The following is a 13,817-nucleotide window of genomic DNA, read 5'->3' on the forward strand; positions in this document are numbered from 1 at the left end:
CGAACACGAGGCGCGTCCCTGCACCTCATTTCGTATGTTCAGCGAGCAATGTCCCGAACGGGTTTACTCGACACCTGCATCTGTACCAACGGGGGCATCCACATCGGAAGCCGGGGCCACAACGGAGCCGGAAAGCGTTTCGAGCTCCTGGGCGGTGAGACCACCCCGGCGTTGACGCTGCGCGTGGTAAGCCAGACCCGTACCCGCCGGAATCAGCCGACCGACAATAACATTTTCCTTCAGCCCACGCAAGGTGTCACGCGTACCACGGACCGCCGCCTCGGTAAGGACGCGGGTGGTCTCCTGGAACGATGCCGCCGAGATGAACGACTCGGTCGCCAGCGAGGCCTTGGTGATGCCCAGCAGCACCGACTGGTACTCCGCCGGACGCTCGCCCTTGGCCACGGCGCGGTCGTTTTCCTCGTTGATGCGCACGCGCTCGACCTGCTCGCCGCGCAGGTAGTGGCTTTCGCCCGGCTCGGTGATCTCGACCTTGCGCAGCATCTGGCGAATGATCGCTTCGATGTGCTTGTCGTTGATCTTCACGCCCTGCAGACGGTAGACGTCCTGGATTTCCTTGACCAGGTAGGCCGCCAACGGCTCCACGCCGAGCAGGCGCAGGATGTCGTGCGGGCTCGGCTCGCCGTCCACCACGGTCTCGCCCTTCTCCACGTGCTCGCCTTCGAACACGATGACCTGACGCCACTTCGGAATCAGTTCCTCGTGCTCGTTGCCGTCCACATCCTTGATGATCAGGCGCTGCTTGCCCTTGGTGTCCTTGCCGAAGCTGATCACGCCGGAGCGCTCGGCCAGGATCGCCGGCTCCTTCGGCTTGCGCGCCTCGAACAGATCGGCCACGCGCGGCAGACCACCGGTGATGTCGCGGGTCTTCGAGGTTTCCTGCGGGATACGTGCCACCACGTCGCCCACGCCCACTTCGACACCGTTCTGGATCGACACGATCGCGCCGGCGGGCAGGAAGTACTGCGCCGGCACGTCGGTACCCGGCAGCTTCAGCTCGCGGCCCTTGGCATCTTCCAGACGCACGATCGGACGCAGATCCTTGGCCGCGGTGCCGCGACGCTTCGGATCGGTGACCACCGCCGACTCCAGGCCGGTCAGCTCGTCGGTCTGGCTCTGCACGGTAACGCCATCGAGGAAGTCGATGAAGCGCACGGTACCGGCCACTTCCGAGACGATCGGATGGGTATGCGGATCCCAGTTGGCCACGGTCTGGCCAGCCTTCACTGCCGCACCATCCTTCACCGCGATGGTGGCGCCGTACGGCACCTTGTAGCGCTCGCGCTCGCGGCCGTTGGCGTCGATGACCGACACTTCGCCCGAACGCGACACCGCCACCAGGTGACCCTGGTTGTGCTGCACGGTCTTGAGGTTGTTGAACTTCAGCGTACCGGTGGTCTTCACCGACACGTTGTCCACCGCCGCCGCACGCGAAGCCGCGCCACCGATGTGGAACGTACGCATGGTCAGCTGGGTGCCGGGCTCACCGATCGACTGCGCTGCCACCACGCCCACGGCTTCACCCATGTTGACCAGATGGCCACGGGCCAGGTCGCGGCCGTAGCACAGTGCGCACACGCCATGGCTGGCCTGGCAGGTGATCGGCGAACGCACCTTGATCAGCTGCACGCCGGCCTGGTCGAGCTTCTCGACCATGGCTTCGTCCAGCAAGGTGTCGCGCAGCACGATCGGCTGGTCGTCGTCGCCGGGGGCGTAGACGTCCTCGACGGCCACACGACCCAGCACGCGATCGCGCAACGGCTCGACCACGTCGCCGCCTTCGACGATCGGCTGCATCAGGACGCCGTCCTCGGTGCCGCAATCGTCCGTGGTGATCACCACGTCCTGCGCCACGTCGACCAGGCGACGGGTCAGGTAACCGGAGTTCGCGGTCTTCAACGCCGTATCCGCCAGGCCCTTTCGAGCACCGTGGGTGGAGTTGAAGTACTGCAGCACGTTCAGGCCTTCGCGGAAGTTCGCCTTGATGGGCGTCTCGATGATCGAGCCATCGGGACGCGCCATCAGGCCACGCATGCCGGCGAGCTGGCGAATCTGCGCCACCGAGCCACGCGCGCCGGAGTCGGCCATGATGTACAGCGAGTTCATCGACTTCTGGTTGACCGTCTTGCCGTCGGCGTCGGTCACCTTCTCGGTACCGATGCCGTCGATCATCGCCTTGGCGACCAGTTCGTTGGTGCGCGACCAGATGTCGACCACCTTGTTGTAACGCTCGCCGGCCGTCACCAGACCCGACTGGTACTGCTGCTGGATTTCGACGACTTCCTTCTCGGCTTCCTCGAGGATGCCCTTCTTCTCGGCCGGGATGATCATGTCATCGATACCGATCGAGATGCCCGCGCGGGTAGCGAAGCGGTAGCCGGTGTACATCAGCTGATCCGCGAACACCACCGTCTCCTTCAGGCCGAGGCGACGGTAGCAGGCGTTGATCAGGCGCGAGATGGCCTTCTTCGACAGCTCCGTGTTGGCCAGCTTGAACGGCAAGCCCTCGGGCAGGATTTCGAGCAGCAGCGCACGACCCACGGTGGTTTCCACCAACGCAGTTTCAGTGGTACGCGTACCGTCCTCGGCGATGTCCACCTGCTTGATGCGGACCTTGACCTTGGCGTGCAACTGCACGGCACGGTTGTCGTAGGCGCGACGCACTTCGGCAATGCCGGAGAACACCATGCCGGCGCCCTTCGCATTGATCAGCTCGCGGGTCATGTAGTACAGACCCAGCACCACGTCCTGGGTCGGCACGATGATCGGCTCGCCGTTGGCGGGCGACAGGATGTTGTTGGTCGCCATCATCAAGGTACGCGCTTCCAGCTGCGCCTCGATCGACAGCGGCACGTGCACGGCCATCTGGTCACCGTCGAAGTCCGCGTTGAACGCGGTACAGACCAGCGGGTGCAGCTGGATGGCCTTGCCTTCGATCAGCTTCGGCTCGAACGCCTGGATGCCCAGACGATGCAGGGTCGGTGCGCGGTTCAGCAGCACCGGATGCTCGCGGATGACATCTTCCAGGATGTCCCAGACCATCGGCTCTTCGCGCTCGACCAGCTTCTTCGCCGCCTTGATGGTGGTGGCTTCGCCACGCGCCTGCAGCTTGGCGAAGATGAACGGCTTGAACAATTCAAGCGCCATCTTCTTGGGCAGGCCGCACTGGTGCAGGCGCAGGGTCGGACCGACCACGATCACCGAACGACCGGAGTAATCCACGCGCTTGCCGAGCAGGTTCTGGCGGAACCGGCCCTGCTTGCCCTTGATCATGTCGGCCAGCGACTTCAGCGCACGCTTGTTGGTGCCGGTGATGGCACGACCGCGACGACCGTTGTCCAGCAACGCATCCACCGACTCCTGTAACATGCGCTTCTCGTTGCGCACGATGATGTCCGGCGCGCTGAGTTCAAGCAGGCGCTTCAGGCGGTTGTTGCGGTTGATGACGCGGCGGTACAGGTCATTCAGATCGGACGTGGCAAACCGGCCACCATCCAGCGGCACCAGCGGACGCAGGTCCGGCGGCAGCACGGGAAGCACGGTCAGCACCATCCACTCCGGCTTGTTACCGGATTCCAGGAACGCCTCGATCAGCTTCACGCGCTTGGTGAGGCGCTTGAGCTTGGTCTCCGAACCGGTGGAGGCGATCTCTTCCTTCAGGCGGATCACTTCACCCGGAAGGTCCAGCGACTTCAGCAGCTCGTAGACGGCCTCGGCACCCATGCGGGCGTCGAACTCGTCACCGTGCTCCTCGACCGCTTCCAGGTACTGGTCTTCGTTGAGCATCTGGCCGCGCTCGAGTGCGGTCATGCCCGGATCGATGACCACGAAGGCCTCGAAGTACAGGATGCGCTCGATGTCACGCAGGGTCATGTCCAGCATCAGGCCGATGCGCGACGGCAGCGACTTGAGGAACCAGATGCGCGCGGTCGGGCTGGCCAGCTCGATGTGGCCCATGCGCTCGCGGCGCACCTTGGCCAGCGTCACCTCCGTGCCGCACTTCTCGCAGACCACGCCACGATGCTTCATGCGCTTGTACTTGCCGCACAGGCACTCGTAGTCCTTCACCGGTCCGAAAATGGCGGCGCAGAACAGGCCGTCACGCTCCGGCTTGAAGGTGCGGTAGTTGATCGTTTCCGGCTTCTTCACTTCGCCGTACGACCACGAGCGGATCAGCTCCGGCGATGCCAACGCGATCTTGATCGCGTCGAACTCCGGCGTCACGCGCTGCTGGTTGAACAGATTGAGCAAGTCTTTCATGCGAAATCTCCTGTGGCCGCGCGGCTCACTTGACTTCTTCCAGGTCGATGTCGATACCGAGCGAGCGGATTTCCTTCACCAGCACGTTGAAGGATTCCGGCATGCCCGCCGACATCTCGTGGTTTCCGTCGACAATGTTCTTGTACATCTGGTTGCGACCCTGCACGTCATCGGACTTCACCGTCAGCATTTCCTGCAGGGTGTAGGCCGCGCCGTAGGCTTCCAGCGCCCAGACTTCCATTTCGCCGAAGCGCTGGCCGCCGAACTGCGCCTTGCCGCCCAACGGCTGCTGGGTGACCAGCGAGTACGGACCGGTGGAACGCGCGTGCATCTTGTCGTCGACCAGGTGGTGCAGCTTCAGGTAATGCATGTAGCCCACGGTGACCGGGCGATCGAATGCCTCGCCGGTACGACCGTCATACAGCATGGTCTGGCCCGACTCGGGCAGATCCGCCAGCTTCAGCATCGCCTTGATCTCGGTTTCCTCGGCGCCGTCGAACACCGGCGTGGCCATCGGCACGCCTTCCTGCAGGTTGTTCGCCAGCGTGAAGATTTCCTCGTCGGTGAGCGACTTCAGGTCGACATGCTGCACCGCGCCGGAGACGTGGTGGTTATAGATCTGGTCGAGGAAGGCACGGATCTTGGCAACCTTCTCCTGGGCCTCGAGCATCTTCTGGATCTTCTTGCCCAGGCCCTTGGCGGCCCAGCCCAGATGCACTTCCAGAATCTGGCCGATGTTCATGCGCGAAGGCACGCCCAGCGGATTCAGCACGATGTCGACCGGCACGCCGTCGGCGGAGTACGGCATGTCTTCCACCGGCACCACGTTCGACACCACGCCCTTGTTGCCGTGGCGACCGGCCATCTTGTCGCCCGGCTGGATGCGGCGCTTCACGGCCAGGAACACCTTGACCATCTTCAGCACGCCCGGAGCCAGATCGTCGCCCTGGGTAATCTTGGCCTGCTTCTCCTTGAAGCGCTTGTCGAACTCCTCCTTGTGGCGCTTGACCTGGTCGGCCGCACGCTCGAGGAATTCCATCACCTCCTCGTCCTTGACGTTGATCTTGAACCAGTCGTCCTTCTTCAGGCCGTCAAGATAGGCATCGGTGATCTCGGTACCGCGCTTGAGGCCACCCGGGCCGCTCATCGCGGGCTTGCCGACGAGCTGGGTGCGCATGCGGTTGAAGATCGCGCCTTCGAGGATGCGGAACTGGTCGTCGAAGTCCTTGCGGATGCGCTTGATCTCGGTTTCCTCGATCTGGCGCGCGCGCTTGTCCTTCTCGATGCCGTCGCGGGTGAATACCTGCACGTCGATGACGGTGCCGTCCATGCCCGGCGACACGCGCAGCGAGCTGTCCTTCACGTCGGACGCCTTCTCGCCAAAGATCGCGCGCAGCAACTTCTCTTCCGGGGTCAGTTGGCTCTCGCCCTTCGGCGTGACCTTGCCGACCAGGATGTCGCCCGCCTTCACTTCCGCACCGATGTAGACGATGCCGGACTCGTCCAGGCGCGCCAGCGCCTGTTCGCCCACGTTCGGGATGTCGGCGGTGATTTCCTCGGCGCCCAGCTTGGTGTCGCGCGCAACGCAGGCCAGCTCCTCGATGTGGATCGAGGTGTAGCGGTCTTCCTGCACGACGCGCTCGGAGAGCAGGATCGAGTCTTCGAAGTTGTACCCGTTCCACGGCATGAACGCGATCAGCATGTTCTGGCCGAGCGCGAGCTCGCCCAGGTCGGTCGACGAACCGTCTGCCAGCGTATCGCCCACTGCCACGATGTCACCCACGTTCACCAGCGGGCGCTGGTTGAGGTTGGTGTTCTGGTTGGAACGGGTGTACTTGGTCAGCGTGTAGATGTCGACGCCGGCGTCGTTGTCGCCGACTTCGTCTTCGTGCACACGCACCACGATACGGCCCGCGTCGACCTGGTCGATCACGCCGCCGCGCTTGGCGGAGATGATGACGCCCGAGTCACGCGCCACCGCGCGCTCGATGCCGGTGCCGACCAGCGGCGCCTGCGAACGCAACGTCGGCACGGCCTGGCGCTGCATGTTCGCGCCCATCAGTGCGCGGTTCGCGTCATCGTGCTCGAGGAACGGCACCAGCGCCGCCGCCACCGACACGGTCTGCATCGGCGAGACGTCCATGTAGTCGACTTCGGACGCCGGGCGCAGCTCGGACTCGCCGCGGAAACGGCAGGACACGAATTCCTCGAGGAACGCGCCGTGCTTGTCCAGCGGCGAGTTCGCCTGCGCGATCACGTGGTCGCCTTCCTCGATCGCCGACAGGTAGTCCACCTTGTCGGTGACCTTGCCGCTCGCCACCTTGCGGTACGGCGTCTCCAGGAAGCCGTACTGGTTGGTGCGGGCGTACACGGCCAGCGAGTTGATCAGGCCGATGTTCGGGCCTTCCGGCGTTTCGATGGTGCAGACGCGGCCGTAATGGGTCGGATGCACGTCGCGCACTTCGAAGCCGGCACGCTCGCGGGTCAGACCGCCGGGTCCAAGCGCCGACACGCGGCGCTTGTGGGTGACTTCCGACAGCGGGTTGTTCTGGTCCATGAACTGGGACAGCTGCGAGGAGCCAAAGAACTCCTTCACGGCTGCCGCCACCGGCTTGGCATTGATCAGGTCCTGCGGGGTCAGGCCATCGGCCTCGGCCAGCGACAGGCGCTCGCGCACGGCGCGCTCCACGCGGACCAGGCCGATGCGGAAGGTGTTCTCGGCCATTTCGCCGACCGAACGCACGCGACGGTTGCCCAGGTGGTCGATGTCATCGACGGTGCCATGACCGTTCTTGATGTCGATCAGCACCTTCAGCACGTCCAGGATGTCGGACGTTTCGCCCTGCTCCTTGACCAGGTTCTGCGCCACGTCTTCCTTGCGATCGGCAAAGTACTTGTGGTCGTACAGCACGCCCGGACCCAGGATCTCCTTGCGGCCCACGCGACGGTTGAACTTCATCCGGCCCACGCCCGACAGGTCGTAGCGATCGAAGGTGAAGAACAGGTTGTAGAACAGCTTCTGCGCGGCATCCTTGGTCGGCGGCTCGCCCGGGCGCATCATGCGATAGATCTCCACCAGCGCCTCCAGCGGCGTCTTGGTGTTGTCAATGCGCAAGGTGTGCGAGATGTAGGCGCCGCGATCGAGGTCGTTGACGTACAGCGTCGGCAGCTTCTCGATGCCGGCCTTGCGGAAGGCTTCGATCTGCTCGGCGGTGATTTCGTCATTGGCCGAAGCCAGCAACTCGCCGGTCTGCGGGTCGACGATGTCGATGGCCAGGATGCGGCCCACCGGATAGTCGTCCGGCACTTCCAGCGCCGAGATGTTCTCGGCTGCCAGCTGGCGCACGTGGCGCGCGGTGATGCGCTTGCCGGCTTCCACCAGCACCTTGTCGCCCACGGTCAGGTCGAAGGTCAGCGTCTCGCCGCGCAGGCGCTCGGCGACGAGCTCCAGCGTGGTGCCACCCTTCTTGCCGAGATGGAACACGTTGTGCTCGAAGAAGATGCCCAGCATCTCCTCGTTGTTGTAACCGAGCGCGCGCAGCAGCACCGTCACCGGCAGCTTGCGGCGACGGTCGATGCGGGTGAACAGCGCATCCTTCGGGTCGAACTCGAAGTCGAGCCACGAACCGCGGTAGGGAATCACGCGGGCCGAGAACAGCAACTTGCCCGAGCTGTGCGTCTTGCCGCGATCGTGGTCGAAGAACACGCCCGGCGAACGATGCAGCTGCGAGACGATGACGCGCTCGGTGCCGTTGATGATGAAGGTGCCGGTGTCGGTCATGAGCGGAATCTCGCCCATGTAGACCTCCTGCTCCTTCACGTACTTGACCGCCTTGCGCGAGGCCGGGCTGTCCTTGTCGTAGATGACCAGGCGCACGGTGACGCGCAGCGGCGCACCGTAGCTCATGCCGCGGCTGCGGCACTCACGCTCGTCGAACGCAGGTTCGCCCAGACGGTAGTCGACGTACTCAAGTGCGGCGTTGCCCGAATAGCTGGAAATCGGGAACACCGACTTCAGCGCGGCGTGCAGACCCTTCTCGGCACGCTGCTTGGGCGTGACATGTTCTTGCAGGAACTCCCGGTAGGAGTCGGTCTGGATCGTCAGCAGGTTCGGCACGCCCAGTACGGGTGGACGCTTGCCGAAATCCTTGCGGATACGCTTCTTCTCGGTAAACGAGTAGGTCATGGTGGGTACCGCCTCGGTTCGCAGTGACGCCGGTGGTGCACGCACCGGCTAAATTGGGAAATCGGGAATCGAGAATGGGGAATCGGTCAGGCCGGCAACGGCGTACTGGACGACGATTCCCTATTCTCCATTCCCCATTCCTTCAAAAAACAGGCAAAGCCCGGGAGCTTACGCCCCCAGGCTTGCTTGACGCTGGATCAAACTGACAGCGCGCAAGGGCGCCGATTACTTCAGTTCGACCGTGGCGCCGGCAGCTTCCAGATCCTTCTTGAACTTCTCGGCATCTTCCTTGGAAGCCGCTTCCTTCACGACGCCGCCAGCTTCGGTCAGGTCCTTCGCTTCCTTCAGACCCAGGCCGGTGATGGCACGAACGGCCTTGATCACCTCGACCTTCTTGTCGCCGGGGCTCTTCAGGATCACGTCGAACTCGGTCTGCGCTTCGGCAGCCGGAGCAGCGGCGCCGGCGGCAGCCACGGCCACCGGGGCAGCAGCGGACACGCCGAACTTCTCTTCGATGGCCTTCACCAGCTCCATCACTTCCATGAGCGACTTGGCGGCGACGGCGTCAACGATCTCTTCGTTGGTCAGGGACATTTTGATTTACCTCTGGAAATGGATTCGGTTTTAAGTAATCGGCGAAATCAGGCAGGTTCGGCTTCAGCCGGCGCTTCGGCGGCAACTTCGCCACCACCCTGCTGATCGGCCACGGCCTTGACGGCACGGGCGAACATCGCGGCCGGTTCGGCCAGCACGCGGGCCAGCATGGCCAGCGCCTCGTCACGGGTCGGCAGCGAGGCCAGCACGTCAACGTGCGCGGCCGGCAGCAACTTGCCTTCCACCGAGACGACTTTCGCCTTCAGCTTGTCGTTGCCCTTGGCAAATTCCTTGATCAGACGCCCGGCAGCACCGGGTTCTTCCGTCGAGAATGCGTACAGCAGCGGACCGACCAGGGCGTCCTTGACGACCTCGAATTCGGTACCGGCCACGGCGCGCGACGCCAGCGTGTTCTTGACAACTTTCAGAAACACGCCGGACTCGCGGGCCTTCTTGCGCATCGCGGTCATCTGTTCGACCGTGGTGCCCGCATACTCGGCAGCGACCAGGGAGTGAGCCTTCGCGGCAACCTCTGCCAGCTCGGCGACTACTTCTTTCTTCTGTGACAGATTGAGAGCCATTGCACTCCTCCAAATGAACTCCGCTCACGGCTCCTGCCGCTTGCGGTCCTGGGCGACGCCATCCGTGACGTCGGGGACACTTGAGCATCCCGGGTGGTGGCCTTTCCAGAACAAAATCGAACACATTCCAGAAGGGACTGCACCATCTGCGCAGGTCGGCTCCCATGAGGAACCCGATTAAGCGACCTCGCTTGCCACGACGGCGATTCCCTGCCGTTTGCGAGCTCCCTGCCCGTCGTCGTGGCGCGCCTGTCGCGCCTGCGGTCTTTGACGGCGGCCGCGGCCGCATTGGCCGTGGCTACCCTCAAAAACTGCCTGCGCACCCGTCAAGGCACGCAGGACTTGGTTCTTGCCTTACTTCGCGGCAGCCGTGGACAGCGACGAGGTATCGACGGTCACGCCGACGCCCATCGTGCTGGACAGGGCAATCTTCTGCAGGTACTGGCCCTTGGCGGTAGACGGCTTGGCCTTCAGCAGGTCGGCGATCAGCGCGTTCAGGTTGTCCGCGAGCTGGGCCGCATCGAAGCTGGCCTTGCCGATGGTGGCGTGGATGATGCCCGCCTTGTCGTTGCGGAACTTCACCTGGCCGGCCTTGGCATTCTTGACCGCGGTGGCGACGTCGGCGGTGACCGAGCCGTCCTTCGGGTTCGGCATCAGGCCACGCGGGCCAAGCAGCTGACCCAGCTTGCCGACCACGCGCATCGCGTCCGGCGTGGCGATCACGCGACCGAAGTCGAGATCACCGCCCTGCATGCGCTCGGCCAGATCGTCCATGCCGACGGCATCGGCACCGGCGGCCTTGGCGGCCTCGGCCTTCTCGCCCGCCGGGCAGAACACCGCGACCTTGATGGTCTTGCCGGTACCGTGCGGCAGCAGCGAGGAGCCGCGCACACCCTGGTCCGACTTCTTCGCATCGATGCCCAGACGCACGGCCACGTCCACCGACTCGGCAAACTTCGCCTTGGCGTTGTCCTTGACGATCTTCAGGGCATCTTCCAGGGCGTAGAACTTGCCCGGCTGCACCGCGGCCTGGGCCGCCTTCAAACGCTTCGTGAGCTTTGCCATGTCTTAACCCTCCACCACAAGGCCCATGCTGCGGGCGCTACCGGCAATGGTGCGCACCGCGGCGTCCAGATCGGCAGCCGTCAAATCCGGCTCCTTCTGCTTGGCGATATCTTCAAGCTGCTTGCGGGTGATCTTGCCGACCTTGTCGGTGTTCGGCTTGGGCGAACCCTTGGCGACACCGGTGGCCTTCTTGATCAGGATCGTTGCAGGCGGGGTCTTGGTGATGAAGGTGAAGCTGCGATCGGAGTACGCCGTGATCACGGTAGGAATCGGCAGACCCGGCTCCAGCTTCTGCGTGGCGGCATTGAACGCCTTGCAGAATTCCATGATGTTCAGACCGCGCTGACCCAGGGCCGGGCCCACGGGCGGCGACGGGTTGGCCTGACCGGCCTTGACCTGCAGCTTGATGTAACCGACAACTTTCTTTGCCATTGGCTTTTTCCTCGCGAGTCCAGGCGCCTTGCGGCTCCTCGCGGCAACCATCCTTGCGTGGGAGGGAAACCCGCCATCCTGCGGATTTCTGAAACACGGACACGCCGGATCGAAAGATCCCGGCGTGAACCGCGCAGTTTAAAGAGTGACCAAGTTTTAAGCAAGCCCCGTGCCCGAAAGAGCAGGAGTAAGCGAAGAGGAGTGAGAAGTGAGAGAGAGCAGGCTTTCTCTCACTTCTCACTCCTCTCGACTATCTTCTCGCTCTTCAGGCCTTCTCGACTTGCCCGAACTCCAGTTCAACTGGAGTGGAGCGGCCGAAGATCAGCACCGCCACGCGCAGGCGGCTCTTCTCGTAGTTGACTTCCTCGACCACGCCATTGAAGTCGTTGAACGGGCCTTCGGTGACACGCACCATCTCGCCCGGCTCGAACAGCACCTTGGGCCTGGGCTTCTCGACGCCTTCGCGCACGCGGCTGAGAATGGTGTCAGCCTCGCTGTCGCGGATCGGCAACGGCTTGTCGGCGGTACCACCGATGAAGCCCATCACCTTCGGCGTCTCCTTGACCAGATGCCAGCACTCGTCATCGATGCGCGGCGCCTTGCCCTCGGTGTTGGTCTCGATCTGCACCAGCACGTAACCCGGGAAGAACTTGCGCTCGCTGCGACGCTTCTGGCCGCCACGCATTTCGATCACTTCCTCGGTCGGCACCAGCACTTCGCCGAACTTCTCTTCCATGCCGGCGCGCTTGATGCGCTCGTCCAGCGAACGCTTTACCTGGTTCTCGAAGCCCGAATAGGCATGGACCACATACCAACGCTTGCTCATGCCTTGTACCTCTGTCAGCCCAGTTTCAGCAGCCAGTCGAGAATGACCGACTTCAGGATCAGATCGATCAGCCCCAGCAGCAGCGACAACACGATCGTCACCGCGATGATGATGGCGGTGGTCTTGATGGTCTCTTCCCGCGTGGGCCAGACCACCTTGCGCATTTCGAACTGCGATTCGGCAATGTAGTTGCGCACACGCCGCCCCGGCCCGGTGAAGGCACCGATGGCCAGCGCCACGACCAGCCCGACGAGCAGGCCGATCAGTCGAACCGGCTGCGGGACGTTGCCGTTACCCAGCCACGTGTAGGCCACGATGGCAGCCACCAGGATCACGGCTGCCAGCGTCAGCTTGCCGATATCCCCGGCGCTCGCGCCCTTGGTCTGTTCCGCCTTGGTATTCATGCGCATCGTGCGGAGCCATTCGCCCGGACGACTCTTGGGCCGTCCCACCAATGTTCCGCCATCGTTCCTCGGAAGATGGCACGCCAGGAGGGACTCGAACCCCCAACCTGCGGTTTTGGAGACCGCTGCTCTGCCAATTGAGCTACTGGCGTACGTTGCTTGAGCTTTAAACACGACGGCGAGCGGCCTGAACCGCTCGCCCTCGCGACCTTCATTCCATCACGTTGCCGCGACGGCCAATGTTACTTGATGACCTTGGCAACCACGCCGGCGCCCACGGTGCGGCCGCCTTCGCGAATCGCGAAACGCAGGCCGTCGTCCATCGCGATCGGGTGGATCAGGCTCACTTCCATCTTCACGTTGTCGCCCGGCATCACCATTTCCACGCCTTCCGGCAGGGTCACGGCACCGGTCACGTCCGTCGTGCGGAAGTAGAACTGCGGACGATAGCCCTTGAAGAACGGGGTATGACGACCACCCTCTTCCTTCGACAGCACGTACACCTCAGCCTCGAAGTCCGTGTGCGGCGTGATCGTGCCCGGCTTCGCCAGCACCTGACCGCGCTCCACGTCGTCGCGCTTCAGACCGCGCAGCAGCAGACCCACGTTATCGCCCGCCTGGCCCTGGTCCAGCAGCTTGCGGAACATTTCCACGCCGGTCACGGTGGTCTTCTGGGTCGGGCGGATGCCCACGACCTCGATTTCCTCACCGACCTTGATGATGCCGCGCTCCACGCGACCGGTCACCACCGTGCCACGACCGGAGATCGAGAACACGTCTTCCACCGGCATCAGGAACGGACGATCCAGCGCACGCACCGGCTCCGGGATGTAGCTGTCCAGCGCGTCGACCAGCTTGATGATCGCCGGCACGCCGATCTCGCTCTGATCACCTTCCAGCGCCTTCAGCGCCGAACCGTGGATGATCGGCGTGTCGTCGCCCGGGAAGTCGTACTTCGACAGCAGCTCGCGCACTTCCATCTCGACCAGTTCGAGCAGCTCGGCGTCGTCCACCATGTCGGCCTTGTTCAGGAACACGACGATGTACGGCACGCCGACCTGGCGCGACAGCAGGATGTGCTCACGCGTCTGCGGCATCGGGCCGTCCGCGGCCGAGCACACCAGGATCGCGCCGTCCATCTGCGCCGCACCCGTGATCATGTTCTTCACGTAGTCGGCATGGCCCGGGCAATCGACGTGCGCGTAATGGCGGTTCGGCGATTCGTATTCCACGTGGGCGGTCGAGATCGTGATGCCGCGTGCCTTTTCTTCCGGCGCCGCGTCAATCGAGCCGTAATCCTTGAACTCGCCACCGAAGCGCTCGGCACCGACCTTCGTCAGTGCTGCCGTCAGCGTCGTCTTGCCGTGGTCCACGTGACCAATCGTGCCGACGTTGACGTGCGGCTTGGTGCGTTCGAATTTACCCTTTGCCATACGCGCTAAACCCCG

General features: G+C 63.6%; 9 protein-coding genes and 1 tRNA gene. All 10 read right to left on the minus strand.

The window, feature by feature from the left end; genetic code table 11:
* Positions 1 to 63: 63 nt before the first annotated feature.
* Positions 64 to 4,281 (minus strand): DNA-directed RNA polymerase subunit beta', encoded by a 4,218-nt coding sequence (gene rpoC, locus AB7849_RS01130; protein ID WP_369500485.1) that lies wholly within the window; start codon positions 4,279 to 4,281, stop codon positions 64 to 66.
* 25 nt (positions 4,282 to 4,306) lie between these two features.
* Entirely contained in the window at positions 4,307 to 8,467 is a 4,161-nt protein-coding gene (rpoB, locus tag AB7849_RS01135; RefSeq protein ID WP_369500486.1) for a DNA-directed RNA polymerase subunit beta, read from the minus strand.
* 225 nt (positions 8,468 to 8,692) lie between these two features.
* Positions 8,693 to 9,061 (minus strand): 50S ribosomal protein L7/L12, encoded by a 369-nt coding sequence (gene rplL, locus AB7849_RS01140; protein ID WP_008212110.1) that lies wholly within the window; start codon positions 9,059 to 9,061, stop codon positions 8,693 to 8,695.
* A 47-nt stretch (positions 9,062 to 9,108) separates the two neighbouring features.
* Complete coding sequence (gene rplJ / locus AB7849_RS01145; RefSeq protein WP_008212107.1) at positions 9,109 to 9,642, minus strand: 50S ribosomal protein L10; 534 nt, start codon at positions 9,640 to 9,642, stop codon at positions 9,109 to 9,111.
* A 354-nt stretch (positions 9,643 to 9,996) separates the two neighbouring features.
* Positions 9,997 to 10,707, minus strand: coding sequence for a 50S ribosomal protein L1 (gene rplA, locus AB7849_RS01150; protein WP_092704064.1), 711 nt, complete (start codon positions 10,705 to 10,707; stop codon positions 9,997 to 9,999).
* Positions 10,708 to 10,710: 3 nt separating this feature from the next.
* Positions 10,711 to 11,139, minus strand: a complete 429-nt coding sequence (gene rplK, locus AB7849_RS01155; protein ID WP_008212104.1) for a 50S ribosomal protein L11 — start codon at positions 11,137 to 11,139, stop codon at positions 10,711 to 10,713.
* Positions 11,140 to 11,404: 265 nt separating this feature from the next.
* Positions 11,405 to 11,965: a transcription termination/antitermination protein NusG gene (nusG, locus tag AB7849_RS01160; protein WP_008212103.1), complete on the minus strand. Its 561-nt coding sequence runs from the start codon at positions 11,963 to 11,965 to the stop codon at positions 11,405 to 11,407.
* A gap of 14 nt (positions 11,966 to 11,979) precedes the next feature.
* On the minus strand, positions 11,980 to 12,369 hold the full coding sequence (secE, locus tag AB7849_RS01165) for a preprotein translocase subunit SecE (RefSeq protein ID WP_147627819.1): 390 nt from the start codon (positions 12,367 to 12,369) through the stop codon (positions 11,980 to 11,982).
* 76 nt (positions 12,370 to 12,445) lie between these two features.
* A tRNA-Trp gene (locus tag AB7849_RS01170) sits at positions 12,446 to 12,521 on the minus strand.
* 90 nt (positions 12,522 to 12,611) lie between these two features.
* Complete coding sequence (gene tuf / locus AB7849_RS01175) at positions 12,612 to 13,802, minus strand: elongation factor Tu (protein ID WP_008211601.1); 1,191 nt, start codon at positions 13,800 to 13,802, stop codon at positions 12,612 to 12,614.
* Positions 13,803 to 13,817 lie beyond the last annotated feature (15 nt).

This window comes from Rhodanobacter sp. FW021-MT20 (assembly GCF_041107475.1).
GTDB classification, from domain to species: Bacteria; Pseudomonadota; Gammaproteobacteria; order Xanthomonadales; family Rhodanobacteraceae; genus Rhodanobacter_A; species Rhodanobacter_A glycinis.